Below are 15,971 nucleotides of genomic sequence, written 5' to 3'. Positions count from 1 at the left end.
TCGCATCAGGCACGGCGCGACAACGCCAGCTGCGCCTGCACCGCCCGCGGCTCACCCAAGGCCCGCAGCAGGCAATGCACCGCCTCCTCGCGACTGCGTTCGAAGCGATAGCGCGATTCGATGTACAACGCCAGTTTCAGCTCCACCGGTTCCTCCAGCGGCAACGGCACTTGCTGCAAGCCCAGTGCACTGGCAACGCGGCTCGGCAGACTCATGCCGAACGGCTGGCGATCGGTTATCAGGCGCGCGGCCAGGGTACTTTGCGTACTCATCGCCAGGGTCCGGCGCATACCTTTCAAGCCCAGCCGCAGGTCCACCGGGCTGAGGCCGTCGCGGCGGCTGGACACCTGGATCTGCGGTTGTTGGAGATAGGCCTCGAGGGTGCGGGGCGGGTCCTTGAGGGCGGCGCCAAAGGCGAACACATAATGATCGGCGGGCAGCACTTGCTTGTGCAGGCCGGCCAGCCCGGCCAGCGGTTGGTCGAGGTCGATCAGGATGTCGAGTTTGCCGCTCGCCAGCTCCTGCAAGGCATCGCGCCGCCGCGGCTGGAAGTACCGCACTTGCCAATCGGCATGGGGCGACTCGAGCAGTGCATCGAGCAGCACCGGTTGCAGGCAATCGAGGCAGCTGATGCGCAGCAGCGGATTGTTTTGCCGCGCCGCGGGGATCATGCGCAAGCCCTCGCGCAAGGACTCCAGGGCGGCGCGCACGAAGTCGGCCAGGCGGTGCGCGACCAGCGTCGGGGTCACGCCCAGGCGACTCTTGATGAACAGCGGATCGCCACACAACTCACGCAGGCGGCGCAATGCGTTGCTCATGGCCGGTTGCGACAGGCACATCACCTCGGCGGCACGGGTGACACTGCGCTGCTGGTAGATCGCATCGAAGGCGAGCAGCAGGTTCAGGTCGAGCTGGCGTAAATCAAGCATGGTCTTGCTCCGGCAAATCGCTTAACGTCAGGCAGCCTAACCAGTGACTTGATTCAAGCTGTGAGCCCTACATGACAAAAAGCGATCAGCCATTGCAGCCTCAGTCTTTGCCCAATGCGTTCTATGCCCCGACCCTGCTGCCGGCCATCGAAGAACTGCTGGCACGCGGCGTTGCCCGGGAGGCTATCGAAGGCCTGTTCCGGCGCAGCCTGTTCGAGTTGCGCACGCCGTTCATGCAAGTGCCGCTGTTCCTGTCGCGGCGCTTCTGGGCGTTTGCACTGGAGCAGACCGGCGACCCGCTGATCGGCCTGGCGGCGGGTCGACGCTTCGTGTCCACCGCCACCAACGGCCTGACTTACCTGTTCGACGTCGCGGCGTCCCTGGACAGCGCCTGCCAATATTTCGTGCGGTTCTTTCCGTTTTTCAACGGGCATTTCCAAGCACAGGTGGTACGCGACAAGGACGGCGTCGAGCTGCGCCTGCTCGAGGCCGGCAGCGTCAAGGCCAGTGCGGCGACCGCCGACTACATCCTCATCAGCTTGTGCAGCATGCTGCGTCGAAAATTCCTCGCCAGCGGCCTGGCGCGTGACCCGATCCTCGCGGTCAGCCTGGTCGGCGCCTGTCCGGCCAACGCCCAGGACCACGAGCAAGCGTTCCGGGTAGCGGTACGCTGGGGGATGGCACAGTATGCGATTCACCTCGATCCACAGCTGTTCGTCACCGCGCTCACCCCCGGTAACCATGAGCTGGAACAGACCCTCGTGGAATTGCTGGAGCAAACCCGGCGCAACAGTGAGCCGACCCTGCTCGAGCAGGTCAGCGACTACGTGATCGCTGAACTCGCCGTCGCCCACTGGCAGCAGTTCTGCACCCGCCAGCACATGCTCGAACGCACCGCGGCCCGGCGCTTGAAGTCCCTGGGCTGGAGTTTTTCCGAGTTGCTGGACGAGTACCGCCGCTGCCGCGCCGAAGATTTCCTACAGGAGGCGGACCTGGAACTGGTCGAGATTTCCGACCGGTTGGGCTACAGCGACGTGCAGAGCTTCAACCGGGCGTGCTTGCGGTGGCTGGGGTGTGCGCCTGGGGTCTATCGCGGGCGGCTGGGGTTGTGTCGCAATGACTGAGCGTAACTAGCAAAAGATCAGAAACCCGCTATTACGTTAGTAGCCACTTCATTCATTGCAGATCGTCACAGGTGCGCCCCACGATGCGAAATCCACTGCAGCATTCGAGCGTTCGTTATGGCTTTTTACTGTGCGTTATCACAATGGGGCTGACCGCTTGTACCAGCGACGAGAAGTACAATGCACCTAAGGAAATCACTCGCCCCCCTATCGATGACAGCGAGACTTCGTCTGTGCGAGTCACGACCAGTTGGCTACAACATTCACTGACTCAAGCTGGCTGTCTGCAGCACGCCAGGGCGGCGCTTGCAAAAGCGAGATATTTTGTTGAAGCAGGAGAAAGATCAGTCTACGGGTTGCGTGAAGGCATGACTTTTTCGATTCGCTGCGACTACGAAGGCGTTGCTTTTTTTGCAGTGGCTTACCGCCAAAGGCCAAGTACTCAAACCCAGGATCGGATCTTGAATGAGATCACCCGGCTATTTTAAGGACTGCAAACACACCAGACGACATTTCTCCTGTTTCTCCCTTGCGGGCCCCTGAGAGGGCCACTTTCCACTGCTATGCTGACAAGACCTGTTTCTGCACTTGAGACGAGCAGCATGGCAGCACAAGGGAAGCCTTCCCCGTTCACGTTCAAGGTCATGGCCGGCTCGGCCGGAATTTTCCTTGTCGCCTGGGCCGCCATGAAGCTGCTCGACACTCACTTCGACCTGACGTTGCTGGCCGATACCACGGGCTGGCTGCCAGTTTTTTGGGAATGGCTATGGCTGGAAACGCCAATACCGAACTGGTCGCTGCTGATGATTATCGCGATTTTGATCAGCACTCTGTCTGTTGCGATTTACTACGCCCGCATCACTGATGGAGCTTACGGTGAGTTACACGAGTTAGAGCGAAGAATTTACAAAAAGAACAACCCTCAGTTCCCCCAGTTGACAGATGACCAAACGATTCTGATGGAAGCTTTGGCCTATCACGCGAGCTTCAGAAAAATTGCGAACCTGAGCTCGGTTTGCAAACTTGTCTCACTCAGTACGTCGGAAGTTGAAACCGGTCTAAAGCAACTCCAGGTCAAAGGTCTTGTGAGGCAAAAAGTGACACGGGGTACGTTCGGCACCACCACTTTTGAACTGACCCTGGCCGGGAAGGATTATGCGTTGGACCGGCTGGAGCTCACGTAGGAGCTGCCGCAGGCTGCGATCTTTTGACTTTGCTTTTTAACAGCAAGATCAAAAGATCGCAGCCTGCGGCAGCTCCTACAGGTGGATGGGGCGGCTGTCAGGCCCCCACCGCCGCCGTGTTGCGTTTTTGTAAAGCGCGCACCACCGACGTTCGCCCACGGGAACGCTATAGTTAATGACCTTGGGGAAACGCGCGAAAACCGATGCCGCAGGTGCTGCCATGAACACAACCGTACCCACGCTGTTACTTGCCCTGTGCCTGGCTGCCAGCAGCGCCCAGGCGGATGACAGTGCGATGCAAACCGAAGAATCCAGCAGTGAATTCAACTACTACGGCGCGGACCAGCCCTTTGCCCATCCGGCGCCTCCGTCCCTGAGCACGGTGCCGCCGGGATCGTACATCCCGACATCGCCCCAGACCTTCACCCCGGTGTCGAGCGAGCACGTATTCTCCGATTCCCGATTGCCAACGGTCGCCGATACCACCGTGCGCGTGTTCATTCGCACCTACGACGCCGAACACGGCGTCTACGTGAACCAGGAGGTCCTCGACCCGACCTGCATGCTCGCCTGCCTCAGCAACCCGAGCCCGGCCTTGTAACAAGGCCGCCCCTGACTTGCAGCTTGAGGCTGCAAACTGACAGCTGCTCCTCTACCACTGACGCTTGTCCGGCCGCGCCAGGCCAAGCTTCTCGATCCGGTAGCGCAGCATGTCGCGGCTCAGGCCCAAAAGCCGCGCGGACTTTGTGACGTTCCAGTCGGTCTTGTCGAGCATCTTGCGCACCATGTCGCGCTCCACTTCCGGCAGGTTCATCGATTCGTTGCCGTTATAGGCCGCGCGCGGTTCGCTCGGTGGCAGCTCATGGGTAAACATCGCCGGCTCGTCCACCAGGCTCAGGCAGACGTTCAACTGGTGGGCGGCAATGGTGTCGTGTTGCGCCAGCAAGACGGTCTGCTCGAGCATGTTGCGCAGTTCGCGCACGTTGCCCGGCCAGGTGTAGTTGAGCAGCAGTTCCTCGGCCTGCTCGCTAAACCGCAGGTGCGGCTTGCCGTAGCGTTTGCCATGGGTCGCCAGGAAGTGCCGGGCCAGCAGCAGGATGTCTTCGCCACGGGCATACAGGCGCGGCACCTTGATCGAAATGATGCGCAGGCGGAAGAACAGGTCGCGGCGGAACTTGCCCTGCTGGACCATTTGCTCGAGGTTGCAGTTGGTGGCGCTGATCACCCGCAGGTCGACCTTGCGCTCTTTCACCGAACCGACCCGGCGGATGGTCCGGTCTTCCAGCAGCTTCAGCAGTTTGGCTTGGAGAATCAGGTCCATTTCGCCGATTTCATCGAGAAACAGGGTGCCGCCGTCGGCCGCTTCCACCAGCCCCAGGCGACGGTCCTTGGCATCGGTGAAGGCGCCCTTCTCGTGGCCGAAAAGCTCCGACTCCACCAGGTTGGAAGGAATCGAGGCGCAGTTGAACTCGATGAACGGGCCTTTGCTGCGCGGACCGTCGAAATGCAGCGCCCGCGCCACCAGTTCCTTGCCGGTACCGGTCTCGCCTTCCACCAGCACCGGCGGCAAATCGGTGTTGGCCATGCGCCGCTCAGCGTCAAGCAACTGTGCGATGGTGCCCTTGAGGTAGACCATCGGTGCCGATTCGCCGATCAATGCCTGCACCCCTGATTTCTGCGCCTCGCGCTCCTGGTAGAACGACAGTGTGCGCTCCATCCGGTCGGTGGCCAGGGCCTTGTCCAGCAGCAGCTTGAGCTCCGGCAGCGCCACCGGTTTGGTCACGTAGTGAAACGCGCCCTCTTTCATCGCCACCACGGCGTCTTCGACGTTGCCGTAGCCGGTCATCATGATCACTTTCAGATCCGGCGCGCTGATGCGCAGCTTCTGGATCAGGTCGTGACCACTCATGCCCGGCAACGAGTTGTCGGTCAGCACCACATCCGGAAGAAAGGTGCTCAACTGCGACAGCGCGTCTTCGGCCGAGTGGCAGACGGTCACTTCGAAGTCCTTGCGCTCCAGGTAAGTCTGGATATTCTCCGCGAGCAGCTCATCATCCTCGACCAGCAGTATGCTGTGCTCCATATTCCCCTCCCGTTGCCACTTTGAAATTGAGACAGACGCGGGTTCCTTCCTGCTCTTGGCTGGTCAGTTCGACCGAGCCTTCGAAGCGCTCCATTATTCTTTTGACCAGGGCCAGGCCCACGCCCAACCCTCCCTGTTTGGTGGTGAAGAACGGCTTGAAGACCATTTTCTGTTGCTGCCTGGTCATGCCCTTGCCGGTGTCGTTGAGGACCATGCACACCTGATCGGGGGCCGGTGTTTCGATGTCGATACTCAGTACGCCGCCCTTGGGCATGGCTTCCAGCGCGTTGGCGAACAGACTATTGAGAATCTGTGTGAGCAACACCTGTTGGCTGACGACCGGTGGCACCGTCCTGGGCGTGAAGCGCACCTCGACGTTCGAGCGCTGGATCTGTGGGGCGAAGGCGCTCAAGGTGTCGTCGATGGCCAGCACCAGGTCGACGCTTTCCTGATCGTCGTTGACCGGGCGCAAGGACACCAGCAACTCACGGACCCAGCGTGACATGCGATCGACCTGGCCGATGATGTCGCCGATGTTCTTCTGCGCGGGCTGGCTGGCGATTTCCTGGGCCATTTCGGCGCTGGAACGAATATTGGCCAGCGGATTGCGCAGGCTGTGGGCGACCGCCGAGGACATTTCCCCCAGGGCGACGAAGGTTTCGTTGGCGACCAGCTGTTTCTGCTGGCTATGCAACAGCAGGGCCGCACGGCGCACGATCCAGAACAACCCCAGGTAGATCACCGCGCCGCCGAGCAATGTGGTCAGCCAGATCGCCTTGAACCCGCGCTGGATGCGCGCTATCAGGTCCACCGGTTCCTTGTAGATCTCGACCATGGCAACCACTTTGCTTTTGTCGGCGTTGAACATTGGAATGTAGTTCTCGACGAACAGGTACTGGGGGTCATGCAGCAAGCGTTGCTCAGGACGTTCGTCGTCGATCTCGTGGTAGCTGGTGGACACCGCTTCCTTCATTTCGAAGGACTCGTCCAGTTCCTCGTCATTGTCGATGCGCACACCGACCAGCTCGGGGTTGGTCGACCAGACCACGGTGCGGTCCATGGCGTACACCGTGGCCAGCAGAAGGTCTGGCAGGTGTTCGACATGATCAAGAAACTCGATGCGCGAAGCGGTACGGGCGCCCGAGTCGACGTCCGGATAGGCGGCGTCAGCGCGCGGGTCGAGCATTTCGCCCATGGTGCGGTTCGGCGAAATCGCGGCATGGCGAATTTCGGCGGCGCCCATGGCTTGCACGAATTGCGCGGTCAGCATGGAGTCGCGCTCGATACTCTCCTCGACCACGAAACGCGTGGAAATGTAGCCCAGGCCCAATGCCACGCCGGCAATGATGAAAAAACTCGCCACGGAAAACCAGCGCACCAGATTGAACGGCGGCCGCCAATCCTTGACCTCTGCTGCCGGCGTATCCGGCGTTGATTGCAGTATCTGCATGGGATGTCCTGGTAGCTTGAGACAAGCGTTTTCAGCCGCATTCCCGATCAGTGTAGGTGGCATTGACCGTCACAGACTGCCCGATAAAGCTATTTCGCCACTATTGCACTCGCGCCATGTCGGGCGCGGCGACGGCGTGCTGGTGCTGCGGTTCCTCGGCGTCGATGACCAGAGGTGTGAGCAACGGCTGCTGGCGCTCGGTTTCTTCCTGCAGGAACTCGATGATCGACTGCGCCGAGTGCTCATCCATGCGCAGGTTGGGCATCGGGATCTTGTCGAAGCGCTCGAACAGCTCCATGGCAATCGGGTCTTTTTCGGCCAGCATGCGGTCGGGCTCGCGGATCCAGCGGCTCAGCCAGGCCGGATCGCGCTGGCGGGTCACGCCGACCAGATCCGGACCGATGCTGCGCATGCCGATGCCCTGCCCGTCCAACGGGCCGAGGCTGTGGCACGACGCGCAACGGGTGCGGAACAATTCTTCGCCGTTGCTCGGCGGGCGAATCTCGGGCGCATTGGCGTAGCTTTCGCCCATGCTCGGTTGTTTCCAGTTATGCAAGGTATTGGCCAATTGGTCGGCCAGGATCCACGGGTTCTCGAAGGGCGAGGCTTTCATCCAGCGACCGGTTTGCTGGTTACCGACGATCAGGCTCAGGTTGTGGTCCTTGCTGCGGCCGTTGTCGACGCCTTCGATGAACAGCCCGAGTTTTTGCCGCAACTCGGTGACGTCGCCGAACTCGCCGGTGAGGAACTGCCAGCCCGGCCCGACCTGGAAGCGTTGCGCATAGGCCTTGAGTACCCCGGGGGTGTCGCTCAAGGGATCGATGCTGATGGAGTAGAAGAAGATGTCCTTGCCGACCCGGTCGCCGAGCAGTTTCTGCACCTGGCGCAGCCGCGCGGTTTCCAGCGGGCAGGAGTCGCTGCACGAGGTAAAGATGAAATTGATCACCACCACCTTGCCCTTGATCAGGTCATCGAAAAAATGCACCTGCCGACCGTCCTGGTCGGTCAGCAGGGTGTTGGGGAAATAGTCGCTACCCCACGGCGTGGTGGATTCGCCGGCTACCGGAACGGGTGTCGACGGTGTCTGGCTGGCGACCAGCAGCTGGCTGGCCAGCAGGCCCGTCACCAATATCAGCACCAGGTGCATGCCCAGGGCTTGCGTACGTGCGGTATCCATCACCAGCCGCCTCTAACGTATGAAGGGGGTGATGGGGCTAGTGCAAAGAGCCGGCCAAACTTGTAACTGTTTTATACAAAGGCATTAACATTCTATAAAACAATGGCTTATCGACATCACTTTGCCACGATGGGAATGGCGACTGGGGAATGGCACCCGCTAGCGGGGAAATTTCACACCCATTTTCAGGGGACGCGTTTGAACGTCAGGCTGACGCGGGTGCCCTCGCCCTCGCGGCTGTCCAGGGCCACCGTCCCGCCAAATCGTTCCATGATGCGCTTGACCAGCACCAGCCCGACACCGAGCCCGCCTTGCTTGGTAGTGAAAAACGGGCGGAACGCCATGCGCCGCTGCTCCTCGGTCATGCCTTTGCCGGTATCGCTCACCACCACGCGAACATTCTGGGCATCGATGGGCGCCATGGCGATGGTCAGGGTTCCGCCTTCGTCCATGGCCTCCAGGGCATTGGCCAGCAAACTGTTGAGGATCTGCGTCAGCTGCACCTGCTGGCTCAGCACCATCGGCGTGCCTATGGGTTCGAACAGCACATTGACCCGGGCCTTGACGATCTGTTGCTCGAACGCAGCGAGGCTGTCGTATAGCGCCGACACCAGGTTGACCGGCTCGACGTCGTCATTGAGTGGCCGCAGGGACTGCAGCAACTCCCGCACCCACTTCGACATGCGATCGACCTGGCCGATGATGTCGTTGATGTTCTTGTGCGCAGGGCCACTGTCGAACTCCAGTGCCAGCTCGGCGCTCGAGCGAATGGTCGCCAGGGGATTGCGCAGGCTGTGGGCAACGGCCGACGACATCTCGCCCAGGGCGACGAAGGTTTCGTTGGTGATCAGTTGCTTCTGTTGCGTCGCCAGCAGGTTCGCCGCCCGCCGCACGATCCAGTACAGCCCCAGGTAGATCAGGCCGCCGCCCAGGGCCGTGGCCAGCCATATCAGCACCAGGCCGCGTTCCATGCGGTTGATCAGGTCCTTGGGTTCCTTGTAGATCTCGACCATCGCCGTGACGTTCTTGCCTTCGGCATCGAACAGCGGAATGTAGTTTTCGATGAAGATGTATTCCGGCGGCGTGATGAACTTCTGTTCCATGCGAGCCTGGTCGACATCGTGATAGCTGGCCGACACGGGGGTCTTCGAGGCGAAGGCCTGGTCGAGGTCTTCGTCGGCGTGAATCGTGGTGCCCATCAGGGCCGGGTTGGTCGACCAGATGATCATGCGGTCGGGGGCGTAGATGTTGGCCAGGATCACATCCGGCAAATGTTCGATGTGGTCGAGGAATTCGCCCCGGGCGTTGGCCCGGGCCAGCGGGTCGACGTCGGGAAAGTCCCGGTCCTTGCGCGGGTCGAGCAGCTCGCCCATGGTCCGCACATTGGGAATCGACACATGGCGCACCTCGGCGGAGGCAATCGCCTGGATGAATTGCGAAGTCAGAAGGGCATCGCGCTGCACGCTTTCGGTTATCACGAATTTGGTCGACACCGAGCCCAGCGCCACCGCCACCGTGCCGATCACCGCCATGCTGATGAGCGAAAACCAGCGCAGCAGATTGAACGGCTGTTTGCGTGAGCTCAAGCGAATCTCGCCCTGGTCGGACGCCAGTGTCTTTGCAAGCATGGTCATGGACAGTGTTCCCGCAAAACCCCTATAGGTTTATAGCGCACTACTCGCCGTTTGCCCGTTCCCGGGTCCTGCCCCTCCCCCTATTCCCCACTCCCCCCGCTGCCCCGATCTACCCCCAATGCTGGGGAAAGAGGCCCGCCCGGGCATTTGCCGTTCCATCCGCGAGCGCGTCGCAAACGCCTGTGTACCGGGCCTCGCACCGACATTTTCGACGGTTGGCATGGGAGTTGCCGAAGACCTCCCAACTGACCCATATCCAAGGGGCAGGTACTCTGATAGAGGGAATACTCATGCACCCTTTACTGTCCAAAAGCGCGATCGCCCTGATCGTGAGTGCGCTGGCCCAAGGTTCTGCCCAGGCCGCGTTGTTTGCTGTAGATCCTGGCCCTTACCTGCCAGCCACCGGTGGCTTCGCGTCCTGGTATCAGGACACGCATGGCCGAACCCTCGACTTATGCCTGTCAAAAGCTGTCAGTTCCAGGGTTCCAAGTGCACCCGGCGCGCCGACCTACATGTGCGTTTTGAATCCGGCTCCCGGCGTTTTCGACGACACGCAGCCCATCGTTTTCCCAAGCAACTTTCCCGATGAAACGTTCTGGTTTACCGGCGAGGGCTCAATCGTGGATGCAGCCCGGGGCATCGACCTGACTTTTGTCAGTGCCATCGAAGCCGCCTTCGCCGCGGAAGAGGTGAAAGAAGGCGACCAGGTCAGTTTTGGCCGAATCCGCATTCGGGTCGATGTGCCCACTGCCGGTGTCTACACCATCACCCACCCCTACGGCGTCGACATATTTGACGTTCCCGCAGGTGGAGACCGCGCGATCAACATGACTCGCGACATCGGCATCGGCTCGCCGAAAACCTACGACGGCGCGCTCAGAAGTGACATTGGTCCGTTCCTGCGCAGCGTCAACGGTCCCTACACCGAGATCAACCCGGTCACGGGTGCGCCCGATCAATTCATCGGCGATCCAAACCTGGCCGAGGCCTTCACCGGCAGCCCTTTCAATACCAACTACATCCGCATTGAAGGCCCTAATGGACTGGATTTGCGCACGACGGTGATGACCATTTCCGGCAAGTTGTCGACGGTAGTCCGCCCCACTCCGATCATTGCCGAGCGCAGCACGTACTCCCGTAAAGCCGGTGAAAGCGCACCGGTGGCGCAACAGGATGTGTTCGTGATGGCGCCACCGCCACCGGCCACCGTGACCCTGGACAGCAACAGCCCGGTGCTGAACCTGACCGAAGCCGACACCACCGGCCACTGGTACGCCCAGTCCGCCACCAACCCGACGTTACCGAGCACCCTTGTGGTAACCGCCGACAATCACCTGGCCATTCCCACCAGCACGCCGACCACGCTGTCCCTGCCGCTGACCGACCTGGTGGTGATCTCACAGGCCCAGTACAGCCTGAGCAGCGGGCAGATCACCATCGTGGCCTCGACCAGCGATGAAACATCGCCACCGGTCCTTACCGCCACCTCCGGCACCGGGGTCGCCATCGGCTCTCTCAGTGGCGATGGTGCAGTGAAATCCCTGTCGACCGGCATCACGCCGATTCCACCGGCCAAGGTTCGAGTGACGTCATCCAATGGCGGCAGCGATACCGAAGAAGTGGTCGTCGTGCAATGAACGCACATATGCCCAGATCCTCATCAGGAGGCATCATGAACAAATTGCCACGCCTGGCGCTCAACGCCCTGGGACTGACTCTATCGTTGTCCGGCAGTGCATTCGCGCAACTCGCTGCCGTCGACCCCGGCCCCTACACCTTTGCCACGGGGAAATTCCCCATGTGGTATCAGGACAACAATCTGCTGTCGCTGGAACTGTGCCAGTCGCGGGCGACGAGTTCGCGGTCACCTGGCGCTCCCGGCGCGCCTGCCTACATGTGCATCCTGAATCCGGAACCCGGAGTTTATGACGACACCCTGCCGATGGTGTTCCCGGATAACTGGCCACCGGAAACCTTCTGGTACCTCGCCGAGACCAGCATCAACGATGTCGGCGGCTACGGCGTGGATGCCTACGTCGCCGGGATCGAAGCGGCATTCGCGTCCGAGAACCCTATCGACGGCGACCAGGCAAGTTTCGCGCGGATTCGTCTGCGGGTGAACGTGCCAGTGGCCGGTGTCTACACCATCACCCACCCGTACGGCGTGGAAACGGTCAACGTCACCGCACCGGGCCGTCGGGCAATCAACATCACCCGTGACATCGGCATCGGCGCACCGGGCAACTTCTCCGGTGCCCTCAACGGGGAGGTCGGGCCATTCCTGCGCAGCGTCAACGGACCGTACACCGAAGTGAACCCGGACACCGGCGCCATCGAGACTTTTGTCGGCGATCCGAACCTTACAGAGGCCGTCACCGGCAGCCCCAACAACACCAACTTCCTGCGTATCCAGGGTCCGGCCGGGACTATCCAGACCAACCTCTTCACCGTATCCGGCAAGGTCCTCGACAGCCGTGCGCAAACCCCGGCGGAAATTAGCCGCGCCACTTACCGCCGCACGTCTACAGGTCCGGGCACCAGCAGTACCCGGGTAGAAGTGTTCGGCAAATCGGTCAACGGATCGAGCCTGTGCTTCCGTGAAACCGTGGCCCTGGTTCCCGGCCCACCACAGACGCCGTGCCTGACCAGCATGCTCGGCGACAACACCGGTCTGTTCTTCGGCCATCGCCTGACGGGTACCACCGTGCCTCCGGTGGTGGTGCTCACTGCTACCGATCCGAGTGGCACCACCCGGCCGACGGCAGTATCGAGCAAAGTCTCCGACGTGGTGAAAGTCCAGACCGCGCGCTACAGCTGGGACAATCGCAGCCTGCTGATCGAAGCCACCTCGTCTGACGAAGTGGTGGTGCCGGACATGGTTGCCCAGGGCTACGGACGGCTGACCAAGTCCGGTACCCTGCAACGCCTGACCGTCGCCGACCTGTCCCAGCCACCGGCCACCGTGACCATCAAATCGGCTTCGGGCGGTAACGATACCGAGCCCGTGGTGGTCGTCGGTACGGCACCGGATACCGGTGAGAACCAGGCACCGGTGGGCGTTGCCGACAGCGGTAGCACCACCTTCGGCGTACCGATCACCCTCAACGTGCTGACCAACGACGACGACCCGGACGGCGACACCCCACTCACCATCACGGCATTGACTCAACCGGCCGCCGAGCAGGGCACCGTGGCGTTGAGCGGCACCACAGCTATCGTCTACACCCCGCCAGCGGTGGTCAATGCTCCACTGACCACGACCTTCACCTACAAGGCGCAAGACGCCAAAGGCCTGGCCGCGACCGCTGCGACGACCGTGACCATCACCGTGGCGCCTAACCAGCCTCCGGTGGCTGTCGCCGACGCCATTGCGACCCTGGGTGTGTCGATCCCGATCAACGTGCTGGCCAACGACACCGATCCGGAGGCCAACGTGCCGCTCGCCATCGCCAGCTTCACCCAACCACCGGCCACTCGCGGCTCGGTGACCAGCAACGGCACCGTCCTGACCTACAACCCTCCGGCCACGGTCACCACGGCGTTCACCACGACCTTCACCTACTTCGCCCGGGACAGCTTCGGCGCCCAGTCGACGACACCGGCCACGGTCACGGTGCAAGTCTCGCCACGGCCAGCCGCGGAAAACTTCGCGGTCACGGCAGCCACGGTGACGGCCCGTTCCAACAACCGCTTCAACTGGGACTTCTCGGGGACTTCATCGGTGACCACCGGCAACACCATCACCGTCCAGGTGACCACGCCGACCGGGCTGGTGACCCTGGGTAGCACCACGGTGCCACTGACCGGTCGCTGGAGGTTGACCGTCAGCAACTCGACCACGGTGATTCCGTCGGCGAACCCGACAGCCACCATCACCTCGTCCCAAGGCACTGTGCGCACGGTGCAGGTGATCTCGAACTGAGCCCTCGCCCCATCGGCCAGAGTGGTTGATGGGGCAAGCCTCTAACCAAAGGACAACGCCATGAAAACGCCGACCGCCGCCCTGCTCTGCCTGCTTCTGCTCTGCAGCAGCGCGGGCGTGCGTGCCGACGACTTGATGGAGAACGACGACCTGGCGCCCGGCGCCGACCTCGGCGAGCTGCCACCCCCGGTCGGCCAGCAAGCCCTGATCGACCAGAACGGCCAGGCCAACGTCGCGCTGTTGCAACAGAACGGCCAGTCGCTGCTCGGCCAGATCGTGCAGTCGGGCAGCAATCAGGAAGCCTACATCCTGCAGCAAGGCAGCGACCTGATGGCATTGATCAACCAGCAAGGTTCCGGCAACGCCGCGTCCATTACCCAAACCGGCAGCCACAACCGCGCGCAGATATCCCAGAACGGCAACAACAACGACGCCAGCATTGTCCAGGCCGGCACGGGTCAGCAAAGCGCTGTGACCCAGGCAGGAAATGGAATGAGCGTATCGGTCACCCAGTATCGCTAAAGCACTGCACCACCTGGAGGTTTCATCATGTTCAAATTGACGCCCCTCACCGCCGCCATCCTGGTCATCGTCAGTGCTCAAGCATTGGCCGACGACAGCGTGTCGACCCAAAACCAGTTCGGTGACACCAACATCGCCGATGTGAAGCAGATTTCGGCACCGCTCAGCACCGCCACCCAGAACCAGTCGGGTGCGGGCAACGATGCGGCCGCCGTGCAGGACACCGCCACCAGCACCATCGAGCAGAACCAGAGCGGCAACTACAACGCCGGCTACGCCGAGCAACTGTTCGAGAACAACAGCACCATCATCCAGAACCAGGCCGGTGCCACCAACACCAGCCATGCCAGCCAGTCGATCGGGTTCGGCGGTGGCCAGATCCTGCAGCAACAGGAAGGCACCGGTAACTTCTCGTTCATCTACCAGGACAGCCAGGAAAACTCTTCCGGCACAACCTACCAGTATGGCGACAGCAACGAAGCCAACATCGAACAGATCCAGCTGGGCACGGCCAACAACGCGGTGATCATCCAGTACGGCACTGCCAACTACGCCACCGCCGAACAGATCAACCACATGAACGGCCAGATCGACATCAATCAGTCCGGCGGCACCAACTATGCCTACGGTGACCAGCGCTACGGCGAAGGCGGCAACCTGACCATCAACCAGTATGGCGACGGTAACGGCAGTGAAGTCTGGCAGGACACCCAGGTCGCCAGCAGAACCACCATCGACCAGAACGGCCAGACCAACGAAACCATCGTCGACCAGAGCTTCGGCGACAACAACGTGGCCCAGGTGATCCAGGTCGGCGACCTCAACGCGATCTATGCCGACCAGTTCGAGTCCCTGGGCTCGACCGTGACGCTCAATCAACAGGGCGTCGGCAACATCCACTTCACCTACCAGACCGGCACCGGCCAAGTGCTCAATGCCACTTCCACAGGCAACGACAACAAGGTCTACGCCAGCAACTGGAAAGGCCCGGTCACGCAAATGGGCGGCCAGTTCGGCAGCAACCAGCGCGCCACCGTCAACCAGAACGGCAACGGCAACGTCGCCAACTTCACCCAGAAAAACACCGGCCACATCATGACCACCAACCAGGCCGGTACCGGCAACAAGACCACGGTCAGCCAGGCCGATACCTACAACGAGCTGTACTTCGACCAGAACGGCACCGACAACATCCTCATCGCCGACCAGCGCGGCACCAACAACCTGACCCAGGGCAGCAGCACCGGCACCAACAACACCACCAACATCGACCAGGAAGGCACCGGCAACCAGGCGTTCACCACACAGCTGTATGGCGAAGACAACATGATCACCATCAAGCAGGCGGACACCATGAACGTGGCGTATGTGACCCAGGGGGGGACTGGCAACATTACCAGCGTGAATCAGAGCGGGATGACACAGACGGCGAATGTGCAGCAGTTTGGTACGGCTAACAGTGCGACTGTGTTGCAGAAGTAATTGCATGGGGTGAAAGAGCCGCGGCCCTTGAGGGAGGGTCGCGGTTTTTTTACGCCTGCAGATATGCGCTCAAACCTTCAATTTTGGGACGACACAACCCTGTATCTACCGTGGTTTCGTGCGCGACATATACCTTGTAGGAGCCGGCTTGCCGGCGAAGGCGGCCTTGAGTCTGGTGCTGCTCTATCGGGCCTCTTCGCTGGCAAGCCAGCTCCTACAAAAACGTGCCTCTACCGTGGTTTCGTGCGCGACATATACCTTGTAGGAGCCGGCTTGCCGGCGAAGGCGGCCTTGAGTCTGGTGCGAGTCTTTCGGGCCTCTTCGCTGGCAAGCCAGCTCCTACAAAAATATGCCTCTACCGTGGTTTCGTGCGCGACATATACCTTGTAGGAGCCGGCTTGCCAGCGAAGGCGGCCTTGAGTCTGGTGCTGCTCTATCGGGCTGCTTCGCTGGCAAGCCAGCTC

General features: G+C 61.3%; 13 protein-coding genes. 8 read left to right on the top strand and 5 right to left on the bottom strand.

Going from position 1 to position 15,971, the window contains the following annotated elements; genetic code table 11:
- Window positions 1-5: 5 nt before the first annotated feature.
- The gene (locus tag NPS56_RS23620) at window positions 6-929 is read right to left on the bottom strand and encodes a LysR family transcriptional regulator (protein WP_274076862.1); all 924 of its coding nucleotides are present in this window, start codon (window positions 927-929) and stop codon (window positions 6-8) included.
- 71 nt (window positions 930-1,000) lie between these two features.
- Between NPS56_RS23620 and NPS56_RS23615 the strand changes: the two genes are divergently transcribed.
- From NPS56_RS23615 to NPS56_RS23600, 4 genes are all read left to right on the top strand, one after another.
- Entirely contained in the window at window positions 1,001-2,053 is a 1,053-nt protein-coding gene (locus NPS56_RS23615) for an AraC family transcriptional regulator ligand-binding domain-containing protein (RefSeq protein WP_274076861.1), read from the top strand.
- 83 nt (window positions 2,054-2,136) lie between these two features.
- Window positions 2,137-2,541: a hypothetical protein gene (locus NPS56_RS23610; RefSeq protein ID WP_274076860.1), complete on the top strand. Its 405-nt coding sequence runs from the start codon at window positions 2,137-2,139 to the stop codon at window positions 2,539-2,541.
- 114 nt (window positions 2,542-2,655) lie between these two features.
- Window positions 2,656-3,237 carry a hypothetical protein gene (locus NPS56_RS23605; RefSeq protein WP_274076859.1) on the top strand — a complete coding sequence of 194 codons (582 nt, stop codon included), beginning with the start codon at window positions 2,656-2,658 and terminating at the stop codon, window positions 3,235-3,237.
- A 220-nt stretch (window positions 3,238-3,457) separates the two neighbouring features.
- Window positions 3,458-3,838 carry a hypothetical protein gene (locus NPS56_RS23600; protein WP_274076858.1) on the top strand — a complete coding sequence of 127 codons (381 nt, stop codon included), beginning with the start codon at window positions 3,458-3,460 and terminating at the stop codon, window positions 3,836-3,838.
- 51 nt (window positions 3,839-3,889) lie between these two features.
- Here the strand turns inward: NPS56_RS23600 and NPS56_RS23595 are convergent, their stop codons facing one another.
- The 4 genes from NPS56_RS23595 to NPS56_RS23580 all read right to left on the bottom strand — a co-directional run bounded on the left by NPS56_RS23595 (window position 3,890) and on the right by NPS56_RS23580 (window position 9,581).
- Window positions 3,890-5,320 (bottom strand): sigma-54-dependent transcriptional regulator, encoded by a 1,431-nt coding sequence (locus NPS56_RS23595; protein ID WP_274076857.1) that lies wholly within the window; start codon window positions 5,318-5,320, stop codon window positions 3,890-3,892.
- Complete coding sequence (locus NPS56_RS23590) at window positions 5,289-6,770, bottom strand: sensor histidine kinase (RefSeq protein WP_274076856.1); 1,482 nt, start codon at window positions 6,768-6,770, stop codon at window positions 5,289-5,291. Before NPS56_RS23590 ends, NPS56_RS23595 begins: the two co-directional genes overlap by 32 nt.
- 100 nt (window positions 6,771-6,870) lie before the next feature.
- Complete coding sequence (locus NPS56_RS23585; RefSeq protein WP_274076854.1) at window positions 6,871-7,947, bottom strand: SCO family protein; 1,077 nt, start codon at window positions 7,945-7,947, stop codon at window positions 6,871-6,873.
- Between the two features lie 185 nt (window positions 7,948-8,132).
- On the bottom strand, window positions 8,133-9,581 hold the full coding sequence (locus tag NPS56_RS23580) for a sensor histidine kinase (protein ID WP_274076853.1): 1,449 nt from the start codon (window positions 9,579-9,581) through the stop codon (window positions 8,133-8,135).
- Window positions 9,582-9,871: 290 nt separating this feature from the next.
- Here NPS56_RS23580 and NPS56_RS23575 point away from each other — a divergent pair, with 290 nt between their 5' ends.
- Genes NPS56_RS23575 through NPS56_RS23560 form a run of 4 tightly spaced genes read left to right on the top strand, consistent with a single transcriptional unit; the run spans window position 9,872 to window position 15,507 of the window.
- A complete protein-coding gene (locus tag NPS56_RS23575; protein ID WP_274076852.1) occupies window positions 9,872-11,218 on the top strand; it encodes a hypothetical protein in 1,347 nt (448 codons plus the stop codon).
- 35 nt (window positions 11,219-11,253) lie between these two features.
- On the top strand, window positions 11,254-13,503 hold the full coding sequence (locus tag NPS56_RS23570) for an Ig-like domain-containing protein (protein WP_274076851.1): 2,250 nt from the start codon (window positions 11,254-11,256) through the stop codon (window positions 13,501-13,503).
- A 60-nt stretch (window positions 13,504-13,563) separates the two neighbouring features.
- Window positions 13,564-14,025 carry a curlin gene (locus tag NPS56_RS23565; RefSeq protein ID WP_274076850.1) on the top strand — a complete coding sequence of 154 codons (462 nt, stop codon included), beginning with the start codon at window positions 13,564-13,566 and terminating at the stop codon, window positions 14,023-14,025.
- 27 nt (window positions 14,026-14,052) lie between these two features.
- Window positions 14,053-15,507 (top strand): curlin, encoded by a 1,455-nt coding sequence (locus tag NPS56_RS23560; RefSeq protein WP_274076849.1) that lies wholly within the window; start codon window positions 14,053-14,055, stop codon window positions 15,505-15,507.
- Window positions 15,508-15,971 lie beyond the last annotated feature (464 nt).

Origin of the sequence: Pseudomonas putida (assembly GCF_028682635.1) — a bacterium.
In the GTDB taxonomy this organism is placed as follows: domain Bacteria; phylum Pseudomonadota; class Gammaproteobacteria; order Pseudomonadales; family Pseudomonadaceae; genus Aquipseudomonas; species Aquipseudomonas putida_AE.
Note: the sequence above shows the minus strand (reverse complement) of the source record. Positions and strands in the feature narration are given on the sequence as shown.